Here is a 24,165-nt window from a genome sequence, read left to right on the forward strand (position 1 = left end):
TCATGTTGAATAGAGTATCCAAGGGCCGCGTTGCGCTTCTGACCGGCATCACAGGGCAGGACGGTGCCTACCTCGCCGAATATCTCCTCGGCCTCGGCTACACCGTCCACGGGATCAAGCGACGCTCGTCGTCCTTCAACACGGCGCGGATCGACCATCTGTACCAGGATCCTCACTCGGGCGACGTGCCCTTCCTGATGCACTACGGCGACATGACCGACTCGGCCGGTTTGATTCGCCTGGTTCAGCAAATCAGGCCGACCGAAATCTACAACCTTGCGGCGCAGAGCCATGTCGCGGTGAGTTTCGAGACGCCCGAATATACCGCGAACTCGGATGCCATTGGCGTACTGCGACTGCTCGAGGCGATCCGCATCCTCGGCATGGAGCGAGACACGCGCTTCTACCAGGCGTCGACCTCCGAGCTCTACGGGTTGGTTCAGGAGGTGCCGCAGCGGGAGAGCACGCCGTTCTATCCCCGCTCACCCTATGGTGTCGCCAAGCTTTACGGCTACTGGATCACGGTCAATTACCGCGAGGCCTATGGCATGTTCGCCTCGAACGGGATTCTGTTCAATCATGAAAGCCCGATCCGCGGCGAGACGTTCGTTTCCCGAAAGATAACGCGCGCCGTCTCGCGGATCGAGACCGGCCTCGAACAATGTCTCTATCTCGGAAATCTCGACGCCAAGCGCGACTGGGGTCACGCGCGCGACTACGTCGCCGGAATGCACATGATCTTGCAGGCCGACTCGCCCGACGATTTCGTCCTGGCGACCGGCGAAACCTATGCAGTCCGCACATTCGTCGAGGCGGCCTTCGCTGAAGTCGATCGCAAGATCGAGTGGAAGGGCGAGGGGATCGAAGAGACGGGCGTCGACCGGCGATCAGGCAGGACCCTTGTTCGAGTCGATCCCGCCTATTTCCGGCCGACCGAGGTCGACTTGCTCATCGGCGATGCCAGCAAGGCGCGCGAGCAGCTCGGGTGGAAGCCGAAGACGAGCTTTGCCCAGCTCGTGAAGGAGATGGTTGCAAGCGATCTGGCAATCGCCAAGAGGGAGGCCGCCGTTGCCAGCTATGCCCATTGAATTGGACGGGAAGAGCGTCTTTATCGCCGGACACCGGGGGATGGTCGGCGGCGCGCTGCAGCGGCGGCTCACTCGGGAGAATGTCAGGCTGCTGACTGCCGGACGCGCCGAGCTCGATCTGCGTAACCAGGAGGCCGTAAACCGATGGTTCGCCGCTCACCGCCCGCAGGTGGTGTTCGTGGCGGCGGCAAAGGTCGGCGGCATTGCCGCCAACAATGCGCTGCGCGGTGAGTTCATCTACGACAACCTCGTCATCGCGACCAACGTCATGCACGCAGCCTATGTGAACCGGGCGGACAAGCTGATGTTCCTGGGATCGTCCTGCATCTATCCGCGACTGGCCGCGCAGCCGATCACCGAAGAAGCGCTGCTCACGGCGCCGCTGGAGCCGACCAACGAGCCTTATGCGATCGCGAAGATCGCGGGGATCAAGCTGGCGGAGGGATATCGCCGACAATACAACGTCGACTTCATCAGCGTGATGCCGACCAATCTGTATGGTCCCGGAGACAATTATCACCCGGAGCACAGTCATGTCGTCGCCGCCTTGATACGGCGATTCCATGAAGCCAAGCTGGCGAAGGCGCAGAGCGTCGTCGTGTGGGGGACCGGCGCCCCGCGGCGTGAGTTTCTGTATGTCGACGACCTCGCCGACGCCTGCGTCTTCCTGATCAAGGGCTATTCGAGCGACAAGCCGATCAATGTCGGGACCGGCGAAGACATCACCATTGCCGAGTTCGCCGCCGAGGTCGCGATCACCGTCGGATATGATGGCGCGATCGAATTCGATACGACCCGTCCCGATGGCACCCCGCGCAAGCTACTCGACGTCAGCCGCCTGATGCAGCTCGGGTGGCGCGCCAGGACTTCTCTGCGCGAGGGCCTGCGGCTTGCCTACGAGGCTTTTCTGCGGAAGCAGGAGGATCTCTTGCTCCCAGCGGCCGTAGGCTGAGGCGAAGCGGCAAATGTGGGGCCCCGGAATGCAACTCTTTTCCAGGCTGCGCCCGGCGTCCGGCGAGCTGCTCAATCTGGACTTTCTGCGTTTCGTCGCCTCCGCAGGCATCGTAGCGTATCATTCGATAGAATATTTTGTGCCCAAGGCGTTTCGCGATGCGCTGAACGAGCAGACGAGGGGCCTGTCGCTCTTCGTCGATTTGTTCTTCGTCATCTCTGGTTTTGTGATTGCCTATGTGTATTGCGGCAAGATCGGAAGTTTCGCCGATTTTGGCAATTTCATGCAGCGAAGAGTGGGGCGACTGGTGCCGCTTCACCTCCTTACGCTGATCGTGTCGATCACGATCATCGGCACGGCGGCCGCGCTGGGGCAAACGGTCAATCGCATGCCCTCGTTCGACCTGCGCTGCATTGCGCAGACGGCCGTCTTTCTCCATGCGATCGTAAGCTGTGGCAACGGCATATCGTTCAATGGTGTTTCATGGTCGATCGGCGCCGAAATGGTCATGTACATGCTGTTCCCGCTGCTTGCGTGGGTCGGGTACAGGACGAAGACGGGCCTTCTTGGCGCGACCATAGCCGCGCTTCTTGTGGTCGCGGTGGTTCATCGGGTCGAGGGCGGCGCGTGGGAGCTGCTCGCGCCCGTTCCCAGGGCGCTGCCCTCGTTCCTGATCGGGATATCGTTGTTCTATTGGCGGGATAACTTGCGCTGCATCCCCAGGCCTGGGCTCTTCCTGGCCGCATCTCTGCCGATCGCCGTGGCTGTGATGACGACGGGAATGCCCGATATCGTGAGTCTCGTGCTTGTCTATGTTGTGGCGGGATCAGCGATTGCGGCCGACGTGCAAGGTTCGGTCGGATCGGCGGTCAGGTGGCTCGCACCGTTCGGGCAGCTCACATACTCAATATATATGTGGCATTCGATCCTGATCACGGTCCTCATCAACGGGATCGGCGACAAGGTGCTGCATGCGGGCGCCGGCCTGATGCTCGTCATCGGCGTCGTGTGCTATGCGAGCGTCTTTGCGGTCTCCTGCATCTCGTACCTTTTCATCGAGACGCCTGCTCGCCGGTGGATCGATAGCCTCGCGCTGTTTCCCTCAACCAGCTCCGGAAGGCGGACAAAGTTGTCGCCTCGCTGATCGCCGGCAGGCGGGAAGCGGCCTATCGCGCGATGCGCCGTCCCTCGACGTTGCGGCGACCAAGCCATGAGGCGACGCCGCGATCGACGACGATTCCCATGCGAGACGGGCCTGTCGTATTCGCCTCGATGATCACATCACGAACGCCGAACGAAGCGCCGGCGAGGCCTTCGACCTGGATATGGGCGTCCTGGTCGAGGCGATTTCCGCGAACGATAATCGCTTGGACGAGCGGCGGCCGCCCGGCCGCGGCGGGTACCTGGTTGGCGCGGACGAAGATCAGGGCCTCATTCGAAATGACATTTCTGTCCGGGCCCGCCCGGTAGACGTTTCCTTCGAGGATATGGTTGTTGAGTATCTGGACGCGCCAGCACGGTTGAAAGTGGCCGTAAAACTGTCCGATCGCGGCGAATCCGCTCGTTCTGTTCGAGCGATTCTCGGCGATGACATGACCGAGCGCGGTGCCGAAACTCTGCGCCGCCACGCCGGTATCTTCGAAGAAATTGTCGATGATCAGGTAGTTCTCATGAGCCTGAACGATCGTGACTTCCGACGTCCGGTCGAGCGCGACCTGCAATTGCCGGTCGAGTGTAATCGACATTCCGGGCGCCGAGCCTGCCGTCGATACGATGCGGCCATATTGACCCGCGCCGCGGCCGTTCACCACCATCACCATGGCGCCGATCCAGTCCTGGAACGGGGGAGGGGTGTAGGGGGCGGTCAGAACCAGATTGTCGGGGGAGTTGCTCACGACATGGCCGAAATAATAGCCGCTCGGGCCGTCGCTGGTCAGTCCTTCGCGATCCAGGCCGTAAATTCCCTTGAACGAATTGCCTCCTGCGAAAATGTTTTCCGACGATGTCACCATTCTTGACAGGGTGGTGATGCCCCCGCCCGTTGCCTGGAGATCGGCGCCCGTCACGACGTTATTCTCAAAGATGACCCGGCGCGACCCGAGAACGTAATAGCTGCCGTCCCGCCCGCTGTTTAGAATATTGCCGAAAACAACGGCGTCGCTTGCCTTGAACAGCCGGAGGGAATTGCCGGAGCCGAGGACATCGCAATCCGACACATCGATCCTGCTTCCAGTCAGGCGGATGGTATCCGGAGCGCCCTCTGAGAAGAGCTGGTGGAATTCCTTCATGCGCTTGACGGCGGTCTCGACGTCCAGCAGCACGCGGAAGGCGGAGGCGCGGATGCGGACGCGCCGGATGGCGATGTCGCCCGCATCGGGTGCTTGCGTGTCGCGAAACACGAAGCCGCCCGAGATGACATGCAGGTGATTGGAGGCATAGATCGTCACGTCTTCAATCGAGAAGTGGGACGTTCCCTGCAAAAGGGCGACCGGAGGACTGGCAAGATCCGGCCAGAGAAGATTGACGAGGTCGGTTCGCTCACCACGGATGCTGACATGCGGCGGAATGACCAGCATGTCCGAGATCAAATAGCGGCCTTGCGGAAAGTAGACGGTCCCGCCGCCGCCCTGGCTTGCGGCGTCGATTGCGGCCCTGACCGCGCGCGTATTGTCGAACTTGCCGTCTCCGATCGCGCCATAGGCCCGGACATCGAATGATTGCGTCGGCTCGGGATCGGGCTTCCGGACGGTGATGCTGCCGGCGTCGACCCATTCACCGCTGCCGCCGTTTCCGTTGAACAAGCGCAGTTTGTAACGGCCGGACGCCAACCGATCAGGAAGCCGAAACCCGCCGCGCCACAGATTGCCCTTGGCCAGAATAGCCCTGGCCGGCGCGCCGCCACCATCGGGTCGCAGCTCGAGCTGCGCGTGGTTCGACTGCCGGACGATGTTGCGGCCGAACAGTTGGATCGTGCCTCCGGGGGACACGGCGTCACCCAGGTCTCCTTGCGTCCAGTAGATCGTCGGAAGATTGACCCGGCCGGTCAGCGATCCTCCGGCGTGATTGAGGGTGAATCGGTAAATGCCGGGTGTGAAATCCCTGGGGATGATGAACTTCAGGGAGAGCGGGTTCGCCTGGAGAATTTCGACGGACGTCTCCCGCTCCGCTTTGGAGCTCGATCCCTGCTCATCGACGCGGGCAATGGTTGCCGATGTGACTTCATTGAGATCTGCGCCGGTGACGAGTACGGTCTCGTCGGGATCGACGGGATCGTTGAACCAGAATATCGCCGGCTGTGCACTCGCGTTCGCGAACCAGAAAAGTTGAAACAGGGCGACGAGTTTTGCGCGCTTCCAGGTCATGTCTGCCGCCGTTGTTGGGATTGCGAGGGGCCGCGACGATCAAGCCTCGATCGCGAGCCCGGTCAGACGACGCAGTTCGGCGCGCGTCTGCTCGGGATCTTCGATATGTGCGATCGCCGCCTCCAATTCAGCCACTTTGGCGCCCACCAGGAACCGGTACCAGAGCCCCTGCAGCGCGTGATAGACGAGCCCCTCTTTGCCGTCGAGAAAGCCGAGCTGCAAGGTCATGCGCCAAAGGAAGTAGGCCGGTGTGCTGATCTGATACGGAATGCGGTTGTAGATCTTTTCCTTGATCCAGCGCTTGATCGCGGCTTGGCGCGAGCCTTCTTCAGTCGCGAGGTCGACGTCCCGCTGGAACAAGCGACGGCGCTGGTTGATGATGTCGATCGCCTCGCGTGTCGCATATTTGTTGTGCTTGTCCGTGAAGAAAGTCAGGTCCTTGAGATTGTGATCGGAAAAGCCGCCGTCGAGCGTGATGGTTCCGCCGCCCCACAGGATCATGTGTTCGTCCATCCAGCGGTTCTCGATGCGGCCGTGACCGCGCCGCCATATCCGCAGCAGCAACAGCGGATAACGTCCGCCGTGGCGAATCCAGCGACCGAGGAAGATGTGCTTGCGCTTGAGATTGATCCCGACGATGTCGTCGCCGAGACGCGGCAGTTCGTCGCGAAGCCGGACGGCGAGATCAGGCTCGATCACCTCGTCCGCATCGAGACGCATCACCCAAGCCGCTGAAATCGGCGCATTGTCGAGCGCCCACTGGAATTGCCGGGCGTAGTTGATGAACTTGTTCTGCAACACGGTCGCGCCCCGTGCCCGCGCCAGCTCGACGGTCCGGTCGGTCGAGAAGCTGTCGACGACGAAGACCTCGGTTGCGATTCCGGCAACCGAGGCGAGGGCGCGCGCGATGTGGCACTCTTCGTTGTGGGTCAGGATGATGACGGCAAGGCTCATGTCTCGATGCCTGCCATCATCATGATGCCCGATGACGCGGTTGATGTGGGCACATCATCCGGCCGCTCAATTTTGCTTCGGCGCCGCTTTGTCCGAAGCCTGCTGCACGTCGAAGCGTTCGATCTTGGCTTCTGCGCGCAGCTTGTCGACGAATTCGAACTGGGCGTTGGCCGCGACCATCGCTGCGACCCTTCCGCGAATCTTGTCGAGCGCGATCGGCGTGCGCGCGCGCTGATCCTCGACCTTGATGATGTGCCAGCCGACCGCCGTCTTGATCGGCTCCGACACCTCTCCCTTCTTCATCGTGAAGGCGATCTTGGCGTATTCCTCGCCCATTTCGGCCCGTCCGCGCCATTCGAAATCGCCGCCCTTGACCTTGGTGATCGGATCTTCGGACACGTCGGCGGCGACGGCCGCGAAGTCTTCGCCTGCCTTGATTCGCTTGAGGGCCGCCTTGGCCTTTCCCTCGGCTTCCTTTACCGCAGCGTCGTCCTTTGCGTCCTTGAACAGGAAGAAGATGTGACGCAGGTGCAGCTCCGGCTCGTTGTTTGCCGCCTTCACCACGACCTCCTCGTAGGCTTTGCGGATCGATTCGTCCGTTACAGCCTGCTCTCCGACAATGGACAGAAGATTGTTCATCAGGCCCTGATTGCGCGCAAAGGTCACCCGGCGCTGAAGGTCCGCCTCATCGACGACTTTTCGATCGTTCGCCGCTTTCGAGAGCAGGATCGTGTCGATGTACATCTTCAGGATGACATCGTGTCTTTCGACCGGGTCCTGGCTGTTCAGGTTGCGGCCGACCATCTCGTCGGTGACCTTGATGTCGCTCTCGTGGATCTGCGTTCCGTTGACGACGGCGACGACGCGGTCGGCGGCCGGAGACTGGGCGAAGGTCGGTCCCGTCGTGCCGAGGACAGCAGCAAGCAGGATGGCAGCCGTAGCGGCTCGTGCCATGGCGAGCGGATTCGACGCGCGAGAAGCGGACACAACCTTCATCACGTAAGGTCCTTTATCTTACTGAGTTGGCTTGATCGGGTGACGCGGCCGCAGAATGAAACACGCTGTCGACGACGCTCATTGCGGCCGCGGGTGCACCCTTTGTTAAGACGCCAGCTTCTTAACGAAGTGATCGTAACGACCGTATGATATCAAAAAGACAAGTCGGTGACGCGCCGAGGCGCAGCAATACGCCACCGCCCTTGTCTTCGTCTGATCGCGGTTGAGGCGCACCTGAAATCGCCTTGGGGCGCCCCCGCATCAGCATCGTATTGAGTGCGTGCGCACCCGTTTAATATGAGATGGGCGCGCCGATCTCACGTGACTCATGTGGATAACAATAAATCTGCAGAGCGTGCGATTGATCGGACGGCGCTGATTTCACGCGGGATATTGCGTCGCGCGTCGCGCTCGATGTGTTATCTATGTGAGATGAAATAACATAAGTCACAAAAGGACAACGAAAGCCTCACATATCGCGACTAGCTTGCGCGCGACTTCGATGCGCAGCCCTGGGGCACGCGCGAAGTTCGTAGAATAATCAGGAGGTCTTTCGATATGCGGAACTTGAAGAATATCTTGGTGGGCTCGGTTGCGTTTGCCTGCGCGGGCATCGCTTCCCATGGCGCGCAAGCACAACTGGCGTTCGGCGCCGGCGCGACGTTCCCTCAGATTGCCTATCGGCAGCTGATGGACTGCATGTACAACCAGGCGCAGGGCAGCTCGGGCAAGCCTGGTCCGTATGCGAAGGCCGCGAACTGCGCCGCCTTCAACGGCAGCGGCTTCGGCGGCGTGATCCTCTATGCCGGCACAGGTTCGGGCAACGGCAAGACGGTGCTCCGCACCAACAACAAGGCCAGCGTCACCAACCCCCCCGGCACTACGGTTCCCTATACCGACAGCACCTTCGGCATCAACAACGTCTCCGACTGGGACGGCGTGCAGTTCGCCGGCAGCGACGACGTGATCAACGCTGCTGACGTGACCGCCTGGAACAACGCCGGCAATCAGGCGACCTTCGGCAACATCGTCCAGATCCCCACGCTCGTCGGCCCCGTCGCGATCGGGTTCAACGGCAAGGACGGCACCGGTGCCAACCTGAACATCCTCCCGGCCACCCCGGCGGGCGGCAGCAGCGGTCTCAACCTGTCGCGTCAGGCTCTGTGCGGCATCGTGTCGGGCCACATCACCAAGTGGAACAACCCGATCCTCACCGCGCTCAACGGCGGCACGCTCGGCACCGGCAACATCACCTTCGTGCACCGCACTGACGGCAGCGGCACCACATTCCTGTTCTCCAACGCCCTGGTCGATCAGTGCCGTTACCAGTTCGGCCCGATGAACGAGACCAATTCGACGGTCGTCTCCTACGCGTTCCCGTGGACGGATCGTGCCGGCTCATGCTCGCAGCCGCTGCTGCCGGCTGGTGCGAACCTGCTGAACTGGCCGGATCAGTTCCCGACCGACCAGTGCTCCGGCACGGTTGCCAATCCCGGCGGCGGCACCTTCGCCAACGCTTCGGGCAGCGGTAACCTCGTCGCGCTCGTGGGCTCGACCAACGGCGCCATGGGTTATGCCTCGTCGGACTACTGGCTGCCCGTCCGCGTCGGCGGCATGAAGACGGCGAACCTGCACGAGTGGGATCTCACCGTCGGCACCGGCCAGTTCCACGCTCCGAGCTATCAGAATGCCAAGACTGCGATGAGCTCGGCCGTTCCTCGCTTTGCCACCGCTGCTGACCGCGCCAACCCGCTGGCCTGGAGCCTCCAGGGCGTCGTGTCGAACCCGGTCCTGCCGGATTCCTACCCGATCTCCGGCTTCACCTGGCTGCTGATGTACCAGTGCTACCAGCAGCACGCGAACGGCATCAACGGCTACAATTGGGTGATGACCTGGCTCAACTACGTCTACGGCAGCCCGAACGCCTTCGCGATCCTGCACGAGAACGGCTTTGCCGAGCTCCCGGCCGCATGGAACCAGGAGGCTTACGCGCTGCTGACCGACGCCACCTACGGTCCGAAGTTCACCGGCAGTGGCGGCTGCACCGGCAAGGTCGGCGCCTACTGATCTGACGTTCGGGCTTCGGCCTGAGCTAAAGATCCGACAAGATCTGTGCACCCGGCATTGCCGGGTGCATTTTTATCTTGTTCGGCGATCGCTTTCGACGAAGGCAAACGCCGCATCGTCATGTTGAAGTCACATAATCAATAACAATGGACGTTACTAGCGCTAGCCCGAACCTTGGCAAGGACGGCGTTCAGGTGCGACATGCGATCGTTACATGATCACACGGTGGCTGACGTACGGAGAGGGCGGTTGCGGCTATGTCGATGCAGGGGTTGACGCTGATTGCTGTGCTGGTGATCGCCAATGGCGGGGCGCTAGCGGTCAATGCGCCATCTGCGGTCGAGTCGCGCGGTGCGGAGCCGCAGGAGGATTTGTTCGCCACGCGGCCAGCTGCGGCCACTCCGGCGCCAAACCCGGTCACGACGATGCCGCCGCCGGCGGCTGCAACCGCACCGGCGGACCCGCAGCCGACCGGCAACCCGCTATGGGGCAAGCCGCTCAACCGGCTGACGGCGACGCGCGAGCGGCCGTTGTTCGCGCCGACCAGGCGTCCGCCGGCGGTGGCACTCGCGCCGCAGCCCGTCGCCGCACCGCTTCCGCCGCCGAAGCCGGTCGAGCCCGAGAAGCCGCAGCTCTCGTTGCTCGGCACCGTCGCGGGGAGCCGCGAAAAGATGGGTCTCTTTCTCGATTCCGCGACCAAGAGCGTGGTGCGGCTGAAGGCCGGGGAAAATCACAAGGGCTGGGTTCTGCGGGACGTCAATCCGCGCGAAGTAGAGCTTGCGCGCGGTCTCGACACCGCCGTGCTGTCAATGCCGTCCCCTGACATGAAAGCCGGCGGCGCGCCGCCGCTTGCGATGCCGGCCGCTGCAACCATGCCAGCGGCCTCGGGCAATCCTCCGCCGCTCCAGACGAGCCTGACCGGCCAAGCCCCGCCTATCGCGGCCCCGATGGGACCGCCTCCATCCGGCGCGACGATCGTGGTGCGACCGCCCTCATTCCAGCAGCAGCCCGCGGCCGGCAACCCGTTCCAGCAGGCTGGACCATTCCCGACCAGGATGCAGTAGGCCCGACCGAAGGGCCAGGCGCGGCTGCCGGCCGTGCGTCTCCGGCACCAGGTCACGAGAGATTGTGCCGGACGCAACCGCGCCGCGGGCCGCTATATCGCTCTATAACATAGCGAATTATCGCCGTCCCTTTGTGGGCAGACCCTCTGGCGCGGCAGACCCAACGAAATCCGGCGTGCGGCATCATATCATCCGTGTTTGATACATGTTTGACACAAGAATGTTAGTAAACGATCGGTAAATGCCACGCGAGTTTCTGGCCGCCCCCGTCGGGCGGCTTTGATCGTCCGGCCAGGACGATCCTGACAGTTGGGAAGTGCAGCGTGGCCCCTCGCGAAACCCTTGTTCGCCCCGTCCTGATGCGCCGCGCGCTCAACAACATCCTGCTCGGGAGCGTCAGCCTGCTCGCGCTGATGGCCGTCAGCGATCTCGGAGAGGCGCGCAGCCTCACGCCCGGCGCCAACACGGTCGCGCCGACCGCGGCTGCGGTGCAGGCAGGCCTCGCCGCCGCGCAGCAGGCCGCCGGCGCCGCGGCGCAAGCCCAGGAATCGCTCGCCCGCGCCGCGGCGGCGTTGAACGCCGCGCGCAATCTGCAGCTGGACGCAGCCGCGGCGGCGAGGGCGGCTCAGTCGTCGGTTCCCAACGGGGTGACGGCGGGCGGACTGATGCAGCTCAATCCCGCCGGCTCCTCGACGAGCACCGTGTCTTGCGGGGTATCCTGCACACGCACGACCACGACCTGGCAGACCGACTCGAGCTGGACCGGTGCCAATGGGCCGGTCGAGACCGTTCAATCCAACAGCCCGAAGGTCACGGTCGATATCCAGCAGACCCAGTCCAAGGCGATCCTCAACTGGAAGACGTTCAACGTCGGCGCCGACACGACGGTCAACTTCAAGCAAGGTGCATCCGACTGGATCGCGCTGAACCGGGTCGATCCCGCCTCGGGCTCGCCGACCCGGATTCTCGGCCAGGTTAACGCGCCGGGTGCGGTCTACCTCATCAATCGCAACGGCATCATTTTCGGCGCCGGCTCGCAGGTCAACGTGCACACGCTGATCGCCTCCAGCCTCGATATCGGAAAGCTCGGCACCGACCAGGCCGAGCGCGACCGCTTCTTCCTCAACACCGGTATCGCCGAGCTCAATTCGTTCTCGATCTACGATGCGGCCGGCGGCAAGACGACCAAAATCGTCGCGGGTGACATCACGGTCGAGCGTGGCGCCTCGATCAAGGCCGGCATTGCAACCGACCAGGTCCCGCTGGGCTCGCCAGGCTCGGTGTATTTGTTCGGTGCCAATGTCAGCAATTCCGGCTCCATCACCGTGCCGACCGGCGAGGTCGCCATGGTGGCGGCGCGCTCGATCGACCTCGTTCCCTACGGCTTCTCGAGTCTGCCGGAGAACGTGCTCGGCAAGGATTCTTCTGGCGCTCTCGTCAAGTTCCGCGGTGCCGAGTTCCGGGTCTCTCACTTCGACTCCAACTACGACTCAACCGATCCAGACACCAACGGTTACGGGCAGACAGGCAGGTATCTGGCCGGGACCGGCGCCGTGCGACACGACGGCCTGATCGATGCTTCGCAAGGCATCGTCGTCATGACCGGCGACAGGATCTCGGTCGATAATCCGACCGACGCGACTGGCGGCGCCTTGAAGGACGCAGCCGGCAATCTCGTGCAGGGCGTGATCTCGGTCGATACCAGCATCGGCCGCAACAGCATGGTGCTGCTGCGCGGCGCGACCAGCGTCGCCATGAATGGCGTGATCTCAAGTCTTCCGGTCGATGATGGAAGCCAGCCGCTGGCGAGCGGGCCGAGCAGCAGCAGCACGGTGGCGAAATTCACGCCAGCCTATATCGAGCTGAGCGCCCAGAGCACGGTCGCGGTCGGCGCCAGCGGCCTCATCTCTGCGCCGTCGGCGCAGGTGACGCTTCGCGCCATCAATCTTGGTCAGACTTCTTCTGGTGTCTACCAGAATCCGCTGGTGCGCCTGTTCAACCAAGGCGCCGATGCGGTCGACTCGGGGCAAAGGAACGTTGGCACGAATACTCCCGGCGCGCCGCAGACGGTTCTCCTTGCGCCCGGCGCGGTCGTCGATGTTGCTGGTCTTGCCAACGTCTCGCTGCCTGCGAGCTACAACTACATTGCTTTCAAGCCGCTTGCGGAATACGCGGACATGCCGCTGCAGCGTTCGCCCTACGAGGCCACGCTGTACGGCAGCACGTTCTATATCGACATCCGTGCCTCAGGCACGCGCGCCGACGGCACGAAATGGGTGGGCACGCCGCTGGCGGATGCCAGCGGCTATTTGAGCAATGTCGGCCGCAGCATCTATCAATTGATGACGGTCGGCGGCAGCGTGACCCTGAAGACGGATCTGATCGACGCCAAAGCCGGCGTCCAGACCGCCGGCTCGATCGTCAACGTGGCCGGTGGCGGCGTCAAGTTCGAAAGCGGCATGGTGAACGCCACCCGCCTGATCGGCGCCGATGGCCGCATCTACAGCATGGCCAACGCCGATCCAAACATGACCTATCTCGGAATCGCGGGCCAGTTCACGCGCAATCACTCGCGCTGGGGCGTGACCGAAACCTGGTCGACGGGAACGCAGATCTATTCGCCCGGCTATAGCGAGGGGTACGATGCCGGCAGCGTCATCGTCAGCACCGTCAATCCTCTTCTCACCGGCACGATGTATTTCGGATCGGTGGCGGGCGAACGCCAGATCAACAGCGGCCAGCTCCCCCTGCAGGGGACGCTGGACCTGACGACGCCGTCGAGCGTCCAGATTGGCGGCGCGGCATCGGCCAACTACACCTCGCAAAGCGCCGTCACGACGAATTTGTCGGCCGATGCGCTGTCCGGCTACGGGCTCAGCCAGCTCGCCATCACCGCCAACGACGTCGTGGTGTCGAGCGGCAGCGCGCTCAATCTTGCGGCCGGCGGCACCTTCTCGGTCCTTGCCGGCGGCGCGATCGACATCGCCGGATCGGTGGCCGCGGCAGGGGGATCGATCGATCTCAAGACGGATCGGACGAAGTTTGTCAATGTGCCTTTGTTCAAAGCGCCGAACGATCAATCCGGCGCGGTGATTGCTGCCAACGTGTTCGTCGCGGGCACGCTCGACGTCAGCGGTCGCTTCGTCAACGATACCGGTCGCACGACCACCGACATGTCGGGCCCCGCCTTCATCGACGGCGGCACAATCTCGATCACGACGAACAAGGACAGTACGCCGGCAGGAAACAACAATTACGCAGATGCGACGGGAAGCATCCTGCTGGCCAAGGGCAGCGTGCTCGACGTATCGAGCGGTGGATACATCTCGCCGCAAGGCAAGGCCAAGACCGTATCCACCGGATTGATGGCGGGCAAAGCGGGCAGCATCGCTCTCGCGCTCTATCAGGGGCCTACGTGGGACCCTCAACTCGGTCCGCACGCGCCAACTCAAGGCTCGGCCGCCGTGCTGCAGCTTGACGGCAAACTGCTCGGCTACGGCTTCGAGAGTAACGGCAGCCTGAGGCTGGCCGGTGTCGATACTATCCGGATCGGCGGCGCGCTGAAGTCCGGCGAGACATCGTCGATCCGCATCGGCGGCGTGCCGAGCACGCTTCCCACATCGCTGCTCACCGGCGGCGGCTTCGGCAGCTATGCGATCGAGTCCCTCTCGGACAACTGGTCCGGCGCGGCTGCCAACATCATTGTTTCGTCCGGGACCAGCCTGTCGCTGCAACAGCAGAACCTGTCGAGCCTCGCCTATTACGGAAGCACCGCGACCGGCACCAGGCTTGGCCAGCAGGGCGCGCCGCTGGCGCTGCTTCCGGATGACCAGCGCAAGCCGGTCGATCTCACGCTGAAGGCCGACAACATCAAGCTCGATACCGGCGCGAGCATCGTCACCGATCCGAAGGCGAAGATCACCTTCGCCGCGGTCAGTGAAGCCAACCGGAACCTCGCTGCGACCGATCCGCTGCGAACGGTTCAGGCGCAGAACGTCGAGTTGCTCGGCAGCATCGTCGATCACGGCGGCACCGTCTTCATCAATGCGCTCAAGACGCATCTCGGCGCGAAGGCGGTCGTCGACCTCTCCGGCGCCTTCGTTGCCAATTCGATGTTCGGCCTGACCAATAAAGCAGCGATCAGCGGTACCTATGTCGCCGGAGGCACCTTCGCGGTCGAAGCAGGATCGGCAGTCGAAACCGGCGGCGGTAACTACGCTTACGGCGCGCCGAGCAGTCTGAACTATCTCGTGTCCGATGCCGGCGCCAAGGTCGACATTTCCGGCGCCGCCGGCTTCGTCCAGGTGGCAGGCGCGCGCGGCGCCACGTCGTCGCTGTGGTCGTGGAGCGATGCCGGCACGGTGAACGTGGATGTGTCGCGCTTTGCCTGGGGCGGCAGTTTTGCTGCCGCCGGCGGCCGATATGTCGCAGCCGACGGCACCACGCAGGTCGATGCGCGCGCCAATGGCGGCACCCTCCGGCTCGGCGGCGGCGTGATCCAGCTGCGGCAGGACACGACGGACGTCAACGCCGCCGTGGCGGCCTTCAAGCAGGGCGCCGGGGCTGCGCCGTCGTCGCTGCTCGTTGCGGCTGACCAGCTCTCGCAGTTCGATAACGTCTACCTCTACGCGGCGTCCGGAACGGGCGGTGCGGCGCGGTTCTTCAACGACGTGCCCGGCACGATTTACGGCAACGCCTACTCGGCGCCGTCATATAGTTTCCTGAGTATTACCGGCCCGCTCGACTGGACCGTCACCAACCGCCTGGAGATCGCCGCCGGCGTGATCCAGGCCCCGACGAGTTCGGTCGATGCCAATATCTCGGCGTCCTATGTGCTGTTGACGGGCGGCGGTCTTCCGACCGCAACGGGCGGCAGCACGCTGACCGTCGGCGGCAAGACGATCGACGTCGAGGGCGCCACCTTCTCGGGCTTCAGCAAGGTGAGCCTGCTCAGCGGCGGCGACATCCGCCTCAGCACCCCCAAGGTCGTGAATGGCATCGTCCCGGCCGGCGCAACGCAACCCTCCGATCCCGCGACATTCACGGGCAAGATGTCGTCGTTCGGCGATCTCCTGCTGTCCGCGCAGCGGATCTATCCGGTCTCCGCCGTCAACTTCACCATCCAGACGCCGGGCAAGGTGACCTTCGCGGCGCCGGCCGGAAGCAAGACGCGCACGCCGCTGTCCGCCGGCGGCGGCCTCAACGTCCATGCGACGACGATCGAGCAGGGCGGCAATCTGTTCGCGCCGCTCGGCAAGATCGCGCTCGGCAACACCGATACGGCTGTCTCGCCGATCGTGACCCAGTCGGTGAGCCTTCTGCCCGGCAGCCTGACCTCGGTGACACTCGCCGATACGACCGTGCCGTATGGCGCCACGCTGGACGGCAGCGGCTGGTACTACAATTCCAGCACCAATCCGCTGGCGCAGCCGTCGTCGAAGGGCATCGTGCTCGCCGGAAAGAACGTGGAACGGCAGGACGGCTCGACCATCGATCTGCGCGGCGGTGGCGACCTGCAGGCGATGGAATGGATCCAGGGCAAGGGCGGTTCGCGCGATACGCTGACCACGACGCCGTTGGGCCAGACGGTCTACGCTCTGCTGCCGTCAGGAGATGCGGTGGCGGCGTTCGACATTCACATGACGGCTGCGACCAGCGCCGATCTCGGCAAGACCGTCACCGCAGGCGATACTTATCCGCTTGCCGGCACCCAGATCACGATTGACGGCGGCAACGGCATTCCGGCCGGGACCTATACGCTCTATCCCGCGCATTATGCGACCCTGCCGGGCGCGATGCGCGTGGTCTATTATGGCGACAACACCGGCGTGAACCGGCCGACGACGACCCTGCCTGATGGCACCGTGCTGGTCAGGGGTCACTACACGCAGTCGACCATGCCCGGAAAGCAATCGTCGGGCCAGAGCATGTTCGCGGTGCAGACCAATTCGGTCTGGCGGCAATATAGCGAGTACAGCTTCAACCGCGCCAACAGCTATTTCACCAGCCTCGCGGCGAAGAACGGCACGACCGTGCCGCGGCTGCCGATGGACGCCGGCCGTCTCGCCGTCCTTGCCCAGCAGACGATCCTGCTCAAGGGCATCGCCCTGACCCAGCCAGGTCAGGACGACAAGGGCAATCTCGGACGCGGTGGCGAGCTCGACATCAGCGCGCCCAAGCTCGCCGTTCTCGGCCATGCCGGATATCTCAACAACGAGACGCCTGCCAGCTATGTCGGACTTGATGCCTCCGAGCTCAACGGCTTCGAGAGCATCCTGATCGGTGGCTTGCGCAGCGATACGACCAAGGGCACGCTGATCACGCCGACCGCCAGCTCCGTGCTGGTCGATACGAACGGCGAGACGCTGAGCGCGCCGGAAATCCTACTCGTCGCCGGGGTCCCGACGTCCTCGCAGCCTCAGACGATCCCCCAGACCCTGACGGTGAACGGCCAGACCGTCGTCGTGGAAAACCAGATCGATGCGCCGGGCCCGGACAGCGGCACGGTCAGGATCGCGACCGGCAGCGTCATCAAGACCACCGGCATCGTCCATGCCGGCGCCGGCCGCAGCTATTATTTCGCCGATCCCGCGAACGGCACGCCCACCACGGCCCAGCAAATCGCAGCAGCGCTGGGCGGAACGCTCGATCCGAGCGGCACCGTCATCACCGGGGTGGACATCTCGAAGTTCGACTATTTCGTCAAGAACGCCGACGGCAGCTTCGTGCTCAATCCGGACGGCAGCGTCTATCGCAACATCGGCACCGTCGGCGATTTGCTGCGCAATTATGCCAACCAGACCAAGGGCCTCGGCGCGCTCTTCGTCGCTACCAACGATTCGAGCCTGAAGGTCTCAGGCCCGAGCGGAGTGGCTCCGCCGTCGCTCTCGATCCAGTTCGCGTCCAGCACCGATCCGAAAGTGCCCGGTGCCGTGAACGGCTCGCTTCTGCTGCCCGCCGATGCCGGGCGCCTGGTGATCGAGTCCGGTGCCAGCGTCACCGCCAAGTCCGCGACCATGCAGGCGACCGCGTCGACCAATGCGATCGTGGGCAACAGCAGCGACATTCATCTGCAACAGCTCAACGTGACGGCGCGGACCATCGCCCTCGGCTCACCCACGCTCGTCGGTGACAAGAGCGTTGCTCTGTACAACCAACAATTCGCCGACGTGAAGGAATTGTCGCTGAAGGCGCTTTCGGGCGACATCACGCTCTATGGCGACTACAATCCGGGCGCAGTTTCCAAGTTGACTCTCGACGCGGCAAGGATCGTGCGGGCCGACAACGGAGGCAGCGCCAAAATCTCCGCGAACGGGAGCGACAGCTCGATCACGCTGGTCAATACGGGTGCCGCGGGCGGTTCGACCGTCGCGCCCGCAACTGGCGGATACAAGCTGGGCTTCGATGCGTCCGAGATCGTCCTCGGCGGCGGCGCGCAGACCATGCTGGGCTACGGCGAGGTCTTCATGACCGCAGCCAATCGCGTATTCGTCGCCGCGTCCGGCAGCCTGACGCTTGGCGGCAGCAACGACGCCGTCGACCTCAACCTCGCGACACGGAATGTTCTCGTCGCAGGCGCGACCTCGAAGGGCAGCGGCTCGTTCGCCGTGACGACGCGTGGTCATATCGTTCTGTCGGATATCCTGCAGCGCGATCCGCCGCTGGCGCGGCCGGCCGACAGTGCCGAGACCGGCGGCAAGCTGTCGCTCACCGGGGCGGACGTCGTGATCGGCAGCATGATCCAGGCGCAGGCCGGCACCATCGCGCTTGAGGCCACCGCGGGCGATGTGTGGCTGGCGCCCCGCGCCTATCTTGCAGCGGGCGGATACAAGAAGACCCTGGTCGACGTCGACACCTATCTGTCGGGCGGCAAGGTCGTGCTCAAATCCGACAAGGGCAACGTCTACACCGATGCACTCAGCGTCATCGACGTCGCGCAGCCGGCGGGCGGGCTCGGCTATGGCGGCACGATCGAGGTGACCGCGCTCGGCGATCCCGCATCCACGTTCGGCGGCAATGCGACGCTCAATGGCGCCTTGCGCGGTGCCGGCGGCCCGGGCCTCGGCGGCAGGTTCAAGCTCGACATCAAGGGGAAAGCCGATCTGACCGCGCTGGCCGACCGGCTGCTTGACGGCGGGGTGACCGGGGCCATCGACATTCACACCCGCACCGGAAACCTCGAGCTGCTGCAAGACCACACGCTCAAGGCTCACGACATCACGTTGACGGCCGACGATCCGTCCTGGAGCAGCGATCCCAGCCGGCAATCCGGCCAGATCAAGATTCGCGGCCGGATCGACGCCACCGGCTATGGCGGCTACTCGCTCGACGGCAATGGTCAGGCCGGCGGCAAGGTTTCGCTCTATGGCGCCAACGCGGTCCTGCTCGCGAGCAGCGGCGTGATCGACGCCTCGACCGCTCACGCCGACGAACGCGGTGGCGACGTCACCGTTGGAATCAGCTGGGCTGCCAAGTCGAAGATTTTCCTTCAGCTGGGCACGCAGATCAACGTGTCGGGCGGCACCAAAGGTGGCTTGAGCGGCGGCACGGTGACGTTCCGCGCACCGCTTGACGGCAACAACGACGTCAAGATCGTCGCCCTCAGCAATACCACGAACCCCAATGGCCCCAACGGCCTCAACTATTACGCCGACGGAGACAAGACCTACAACGAACTTCCCGTCCTCGATGCGACCAACAACGTCAACGACCGGTCCAGGACCAGCATCGTCGGAGCGCGCGCCGTCGCGGTAAACGGCTTCGTCGCGTTCGACACCCAGGCGGGCACGCACGGCATCGACGGATCGAGCCTCGGCTGGTTCGGAACGATCGACACCGCCGGCTGGTACAAGGGCGTTGACCAGAACGGGAATCTCATCCCGGCGACTGAAGGGACGTGGACGAACGTCTCAGGCTGGAAGATTTCGAGCATTACCGGGGCCACCGGCGGGTTCGCCAGCGCCCCGAGCCCGGCGTTCGTGACCAACACCTCCGGCGCCATCGCTGCGACGGTCAATTTCGTGATGGGGATTGAAACCTTCGTCCCGAAGCAAATCACGGAGTTTAATCAGCTCACGCCCGGTCAGACGAACATTCCGGTCACCTTCCCGGACCCGCAGACACCGGGAGGCGTCAGGGCTCAGGGCTTCGCGTCAGTCGATGCAAGCGGGACCGTTTCGATCACAATCACCAATCCTGGTACCGGCTACACGACTAGGGTGGCGACGGTAAAAATTGCAGGCGTCATGAGTCAGGGTAATGAAGTTGACGTGCCGTATGCTCTCCAGTTCAACATCATTCCGCGATCGACCCTGAAGATCATTTCGGCCCAGCTGTCCCTTCCGTCCGGTAGCACCGGTTTCGACGGCACCTCGCTCGTCTCTGTTTCTTCCGGCACCGCCACCGTCAATTTCGAGAAACTGACGGACCTGTCGGGGACGACGAAGCTGATCAATGGCACGCCCCAGTTCGTGCCTGATACGGCGGACTACATTCCGGCGACCTCGAGCGGTGTCTTCGCATTCGATCCGGCAAACCAGGGTAAGGATGGCGTCGCGAGCTTCACCGGCGGTGCCGGCACGGGCCATGCGTTCTTCGGGGATACGATCTCCCAGATCACTCAGGGCAGGTGGACCAATAACGGGCAGAGCTACGGCTTTAGCAATCTCTTCACGCGGCTCGACCCGCTCGTGCAGAGCCTCGGGGCAGGCGTCGTGCACGTGCAGCCAGGCGTCGAGCTCGTGAATTCCAAGGGCGACATCACGGTCAGCAGCAACTGGAATCTGGCGGCGGGAACGGCCGGCGGGCTGGTCTCCTACGCCGGCAAATCCTATTACGATCCGAATTCCAGCTACATCAGCTTCAACTATCGTCTGGCGACACCCTGGGGCGGCGTCGATGCGGGCGCGCTGACCTTGCGTGCGGCCGGAAACATCAACGTCAACGCCTCGATTTCGGACGGCTTCTTCCAGTTCGGCGACTATCAGGATCCGTCCTATATCAGCAAGCTCGGCGCCACCGCCCGCACGATCGATGCAAAGGGCGGCGCCCCCTACACTTACTATCTGAGCGACTATACGGGCGGCCCGATCGCACCCTACAAGGATGCGGCCAATAGCGTCAGCCCGACCACGGAGGATCTCGCCAACGCGGATCTGTTCCCGCATGCCTTGCGCGTCTGCGTTGCCGACTGCAATACATCCAGTCCGGTCATCAGGCTGGTGACCTCGCCATCGTCCTGGTCCTATCGGCTCACCGCCGGTGCCGACTTCGCAAGCGCCAACCCCTCAGCCGTGCTGCCGACGAAGGCGGCGGACGTGATCGTCGACAAGCACGCCACCTACAAGCAATCGTTGATCGCTACGAATGGGACATCGGTGTCCGTCAACCTTCCGACCATGGTGCGGACCGGTACGGGCAACATCGATATCTCGGCGGCGCAAGACGTCATCCTGAAGGATACGGCCGCGCCCGGCGTAATCTACGCGGCCGGCGTCAACACGGCTAGGCTGACGGATCCGAACTATCACCTGGCCAACGGAAGCGTCGTGCCTGACACCGACAAGGTGAACGGCTTCTTCGAGCCTCGGGTCCTGGGCTATAGCGCTAGCAGCACTTTCCTCAACGAGGGCCTCTATTACGGTCCGCCGACCGCGGCAGCGTTCCCGGAAATGGGCGGCGATGTTGTCATCAACGCGCAGCGGGACATCAAAGGTCATAGCGCCACCGACAACAAGGTGCTGCAATACTATCAACCCTGGCTGCTGTCGCTTGCCGAAGTGACGCCCGACGCCAACCTCACGCCCTTGGGCGCTGGTATCTTCGCGCCTGCGGGAACTCAAATCGCCTCGCAAAGCGCGTGGTGGATCCAGTACGGCAGCTTCCAGCAGGGCTTCCTCAGCGCCGGTGGCAATGCGAGCGTGATCGCCGGGCGCGACCTCATCGATGTTTCGGTGTCGTTGCCGACGACCGGCCGGGTCAGCGGTGGTCTGGCCGCGGGCAGCACGCCTGTCGCGCATCTCTACGGCAGCGGCAACATGGTCGTGCGTGCCGGCGGTGACATCAGGGGCGGCTCGTTCTATGAGGGCTCCGGTTCTGCCACCATCACGGCAGGCGGCGATATCGGTCAGAATGGTACGGTTTCCCGGTACAAGACGAGCGAGCTCCTGCTCCCTGACGTTCCGGTGCTCGCTGTCGATACCGGAAAGATCGCGATGACGGCGAATGGCGCAATCACGATCGCCGGGGTGGTCAACCCAGCTGCGCTACATGCCCAGCAACCGAGCAGGGCAAATCCCCTCGATACGCTTAGCCCCCCTGCGACACCGCTCTACATGGACACTTACGGTCCAGACAGCAAAGTCTCGCTGGTGGCGCAGGCAGGCGATCTGACCATCACCGTTGCACCTCCGACGATTAGCGACTCCAGTCTCGGCACCAGCAAGGTGCTCGGCGCTGCGTCATCGGCGTATCCTGCAAGCTTCGATGCGCGTGCGCTCGATGGCAATTTGATCACGACCGGCATTGCCAAGATCATCAGGAGCGATCCGGCGACCCAACTGACCGGTTCAAACGTTCCGATGCCAGGCGTCGTGTTGAGCCCTTCCGAGAATGGGACGTTCAATCTGCTGGCGCAGGGCAGCATCGACCTCACTTTTGGTTACCCGACGACCTCAACGACACTCCTCCCGGGCACGCCACGTCCGTTCATCTCCGCCGGGCCGTCTTTGATCGATGTTGCGTTCGATCCGTTCCGCCCGAACAGTGGTAATAACGATCCCTCCAGCCGCGCGATCCTGGCGCATGAGAACGATGTGGCCGTGGGGCTCGATACGACCGCCCGGATCTACGCCGCGACCGGCGACATTACCGCAACGGGCGGTTACGGCAGAAGAACCTCCAGCTCCACCGAAAACGTCTACCAGCGCATTGAGATCAACCGTCCGGCAAAGGTCTATGCGGGCCGCGACCTCATCGATCTCAACATCATCGTGCAGAACATCCACACCAGCGATGTCAGCACGATCGCCGCGGGCCGGAACATCACCTACACCGGTTACAGCAATGGCGGCGGGCTGCAGGTCGCCGGACCCGGCTTCCTGGTGGTGCAGGCCGGCGGCGACATCGGTCCGTTCCTTCCCGCGGCCCACAACAACGCCGACGAAGCCAAGGTGCAGGAAGGCATCATATCGGTCGGAAACTCCAGTCCGACCGCCGTCGGCAATTTCTACGTCGACAACAGCACCGGCGGCGGTTCGATCGGCATCTACAATCAGGCACTGCTCGGTACCAAGAGCAACCCGCGCCGCAACGCGCTGCTGACGGAAGCCGCCGGTACCAGCCGCGGCGCCGACATCATCACGATGTTCGGCACCAAGTTCGGCGTCGACTACCAGGCGGTGGTCAATTCCTATGTCGATCCCGCTAACGCGGCGAATGTCGCCCACAACTATATCAGCGAGCTGCAAGGCTTCCTCGCCCGGGTCGGCAAGCCTGCGAGCTCGAACAATCCTGAAGACATCTTCGCGGCATTCCAGAAGCTGCCGGCCGATCTCCAGCATGTCTTCGTCGACCAGGTCTTCTTCGCCGAGCTGAAGGCCGCCGGCGTCGGTCAGCTGAGCGGTGAGACGAAATCGCAGCGCGGATACCAAATGGTGAACGCCATGTTCCCGGCGAGCTTCGGCTACACCCAGAACGCGCTCGACGGCGGTCCGGGCGGCGCGAGCCAGCTCGTCAAGACCGGCGATCTCAACCTGCTGCACGGCACGATACAGACCAAGCTCGGCGGCGACGTCTCGATCTTCGGCCCGGGCGGCAACATCATCGTCGGCTCGCTGGCCACCGAGCCGAATACCGCCCTGAAACTGCCTGATCTTGGCATTCTCACGCTGGGCGGCGGGGCCATCAACACCTTCACCGATCAAAGCGTGCGCGTGAATGCGAGCCGCGTGCTCACCAGCCAGGGCGGCGAAATCCTGATGTGGAGCTCGAATGGTGACCTCGATGCAGGTCGCGGCTCCAAGACCATTTCGTCGGCGCCCTCGCTGCAGGTGCTGTTCGACCAGAACGACTACCAGTCGATCGACCTCAGCGGCTTCGTGACCGGCTCGGGCATCCAGACCTTGCGGGCATCGCGGGTGGCCACGGCGGCGAATATCTACCTGGTGGCGCCCCGCGGCGTGATCGATGCCGGAACGGCGGGCATCGGCGGGTCGGGCGTCGTGGTCGTCATCGCGCCCGTGATCGCCAATGCCGGCAACATCCAGGCGCAGGGAGGCACCATCGGAATTCCCGCGATTTCCGTCCCGAGCATCGGCGCGCTGACGGCCGGGTCGAACGCCGCGGGCGCGGCGGCCAAATCGGCCGATGCGCCCACCGCATCAGGCAACTCCAAGCCGGCTTCGATCTTCATCGTCGAAGTGATCGGCTATGGCGGCGATGGCCAGGGAAACTCTTCGGACGACAAGCAATCGTCCGGCGACGGTAAGCAATGATATCTGCTGCAAGACCCGCGCGAAGCGAGCGACAAAATGTCAGCTTGTAATGACGGGATGAGGTCTCGCAGCGAGGACGCACGCGGCCATGCGTTCGTGCATTGCCCGCAGCTTGCCGGCCAAAGTCGCGGATTCCGGCTCCATGGACCGCTGCAGATGGCTGTGGCACGGGCAATCGCCGTATCGCAG

The 24,165-nt window shown here is 63.5% G+C and carries 9 protein-coding genes; 6 read left to right on the plus strand and 3 right to left on the minus strand.

The genetic code is table 11. The annotated features are described in order from the left end of the window. Positions 1 to 2 precede the first annotated feature (2 nt). Genes gmd through ACVJ19_RS24770 form a run of 3 tightly spaced genes read left to right on the plus strand, consistent with a single transcriptional unit; the run spans position 3 to position 3,184 of the window. Positions 3 to 1,088 carry a GDP-mannose 4,6-dehydratase gene (gene gmd / locus ACVJ19_RS24760; RefSeq protein WP_453951716.1) on the plus strand — a complete coding sequence of 362 codons (1,086 nt, stop codon included), beginning with the start codon at positions 3 to 5 and terminating at the stop codon, positions 1,086 to 1,088. Continuing rightward, positions 1,078 to 2,040: a GDP-L-fucose synthase family protein gene (locus tag ACVJ19_RS24765; protein ID WP_453951717.1), complete on the plus strand. Its 963-nt coding sequence runs from the start codon at positions 1,078 to 1,080 to the stop codon at positions 2,038 to 2,040. The genes gmd and ACVJ19_RS24765 overlap by 11 nt, the downstream gene beginning before the upstream one ends. A 28-nt stretch (positions 2,041 to 2,068) precedes the next feature. Beyond that, entirely contained in the window at positions 2,069 to 3,184 is a 1,116-nt protein-coding gene (locus tag ACVJ19_RS24770; protein ID WP_453951718.1) for an acyltransferase family protein, read from the plus strand. A gap of 22 nt (positions 3,185 to 3,206) precedes the next feature. Here the strand turns inward: ACVJ19_RS24770 and ACVJ19_RS24775 are convergent, their stop codons facing one another. The 3 genes from ACVJ19_RS24775 to ACVJ19_RS24785 form a co-directional block, all read right to left on the minus strand. Next, complete coding sequence (locus tag ACVJ19_RS24775; RefSeq protein ID WP_453951719.1) at positions 3,207 to 5,402, minus strand: glycosyl hydrolase family 28-related protein; 2,196 nt, start codon at positions 5,400 to 5,402, stop codon at positions 3,207 to 3,209. Positions 5,403 to 5,441: 39 nt separating this feature from the next. After that, the gene (locus ACVJ19_RS24780) at positions 5,442 to 6,356 is read right to left on the minus strand and encodes a glycosyltransferase family 2 protein (RefSeq protein WP_453951720.1); all 915 of its coding nucleotides are present in this window, start codon (positions 6,354 to 6,356) and stop codon (positions 5,442 to 5,444) included. A 66-nt stretch (positions 6,357 to 6,422) separates the two neighbouring features. Beyond that, complete coding sequence (locus tag ACVJ19_RS24785) at positions 6,423 to 7,310, minus strand: peptidylprolyl isomerase (RefSeq protein ID WP_453951722.1); 888 nt, start codon at positions 7,308 to 7,310, stop codon at positions 6,423 to 6,425. A 600-nt stretch (positions 7,311 to 7,910) separates the two neighbouring features. On the opposite strand from ACVJ19_RS24785, the gene ACVJ19_RS24790 reads away from it, so the two are divergent. The 3 genes from ACVJ19_RS24790 to ACVJ19_RS24800 all read left to right on the plus strand — a co-directional run bounded on the left by ACVJ19_RS24790 (position 7,911) and on the right by ACVJ19_RS24800 (position 23,976). Beyond that, positions 7,911 to 9,419 (plus strand): substrate-binding domain-containing protein, encoded by a 1,509-nt coding sequence (locus ACVJ19_RS24790; RefSeq protein WP_453951723.1) that lies wholly within the window; start codon positions 7,911 to 7,913, stop codon positions 9,417 to 9,419. Between the two features lie 272 nt (positions 9,420 to 9,691). Then, positions 9,692 to 10,483, plus strand: a complete 792-nt coding sequence (locus tag ACVJ19_RS24795; protein ID WP_453951724.1) for a hypothetical protein — start codon at positions 9,692 to 9,694, stop codon at positions 10,481 to 10,483. A 323-nt stretch (positions 10,484 to 10,806) separates the two neighbouring features. Continuing rightward, a complete protein-coding gene (locus ACVJ19_RS24800) occupies positions 10,807 to 23,976 on the plus strand; it encodes a filamentous haemagglutinin family protein (protein ID WP_453951725.1) in 13,170 nt (4,389 codons plus the stop codon). Positions 23,977 to 24,165 lie beyond the last annotated feature (189 nt).

This window comes from Bradyrhizobium sp. USDA 376, assembly GCF_054063675.1.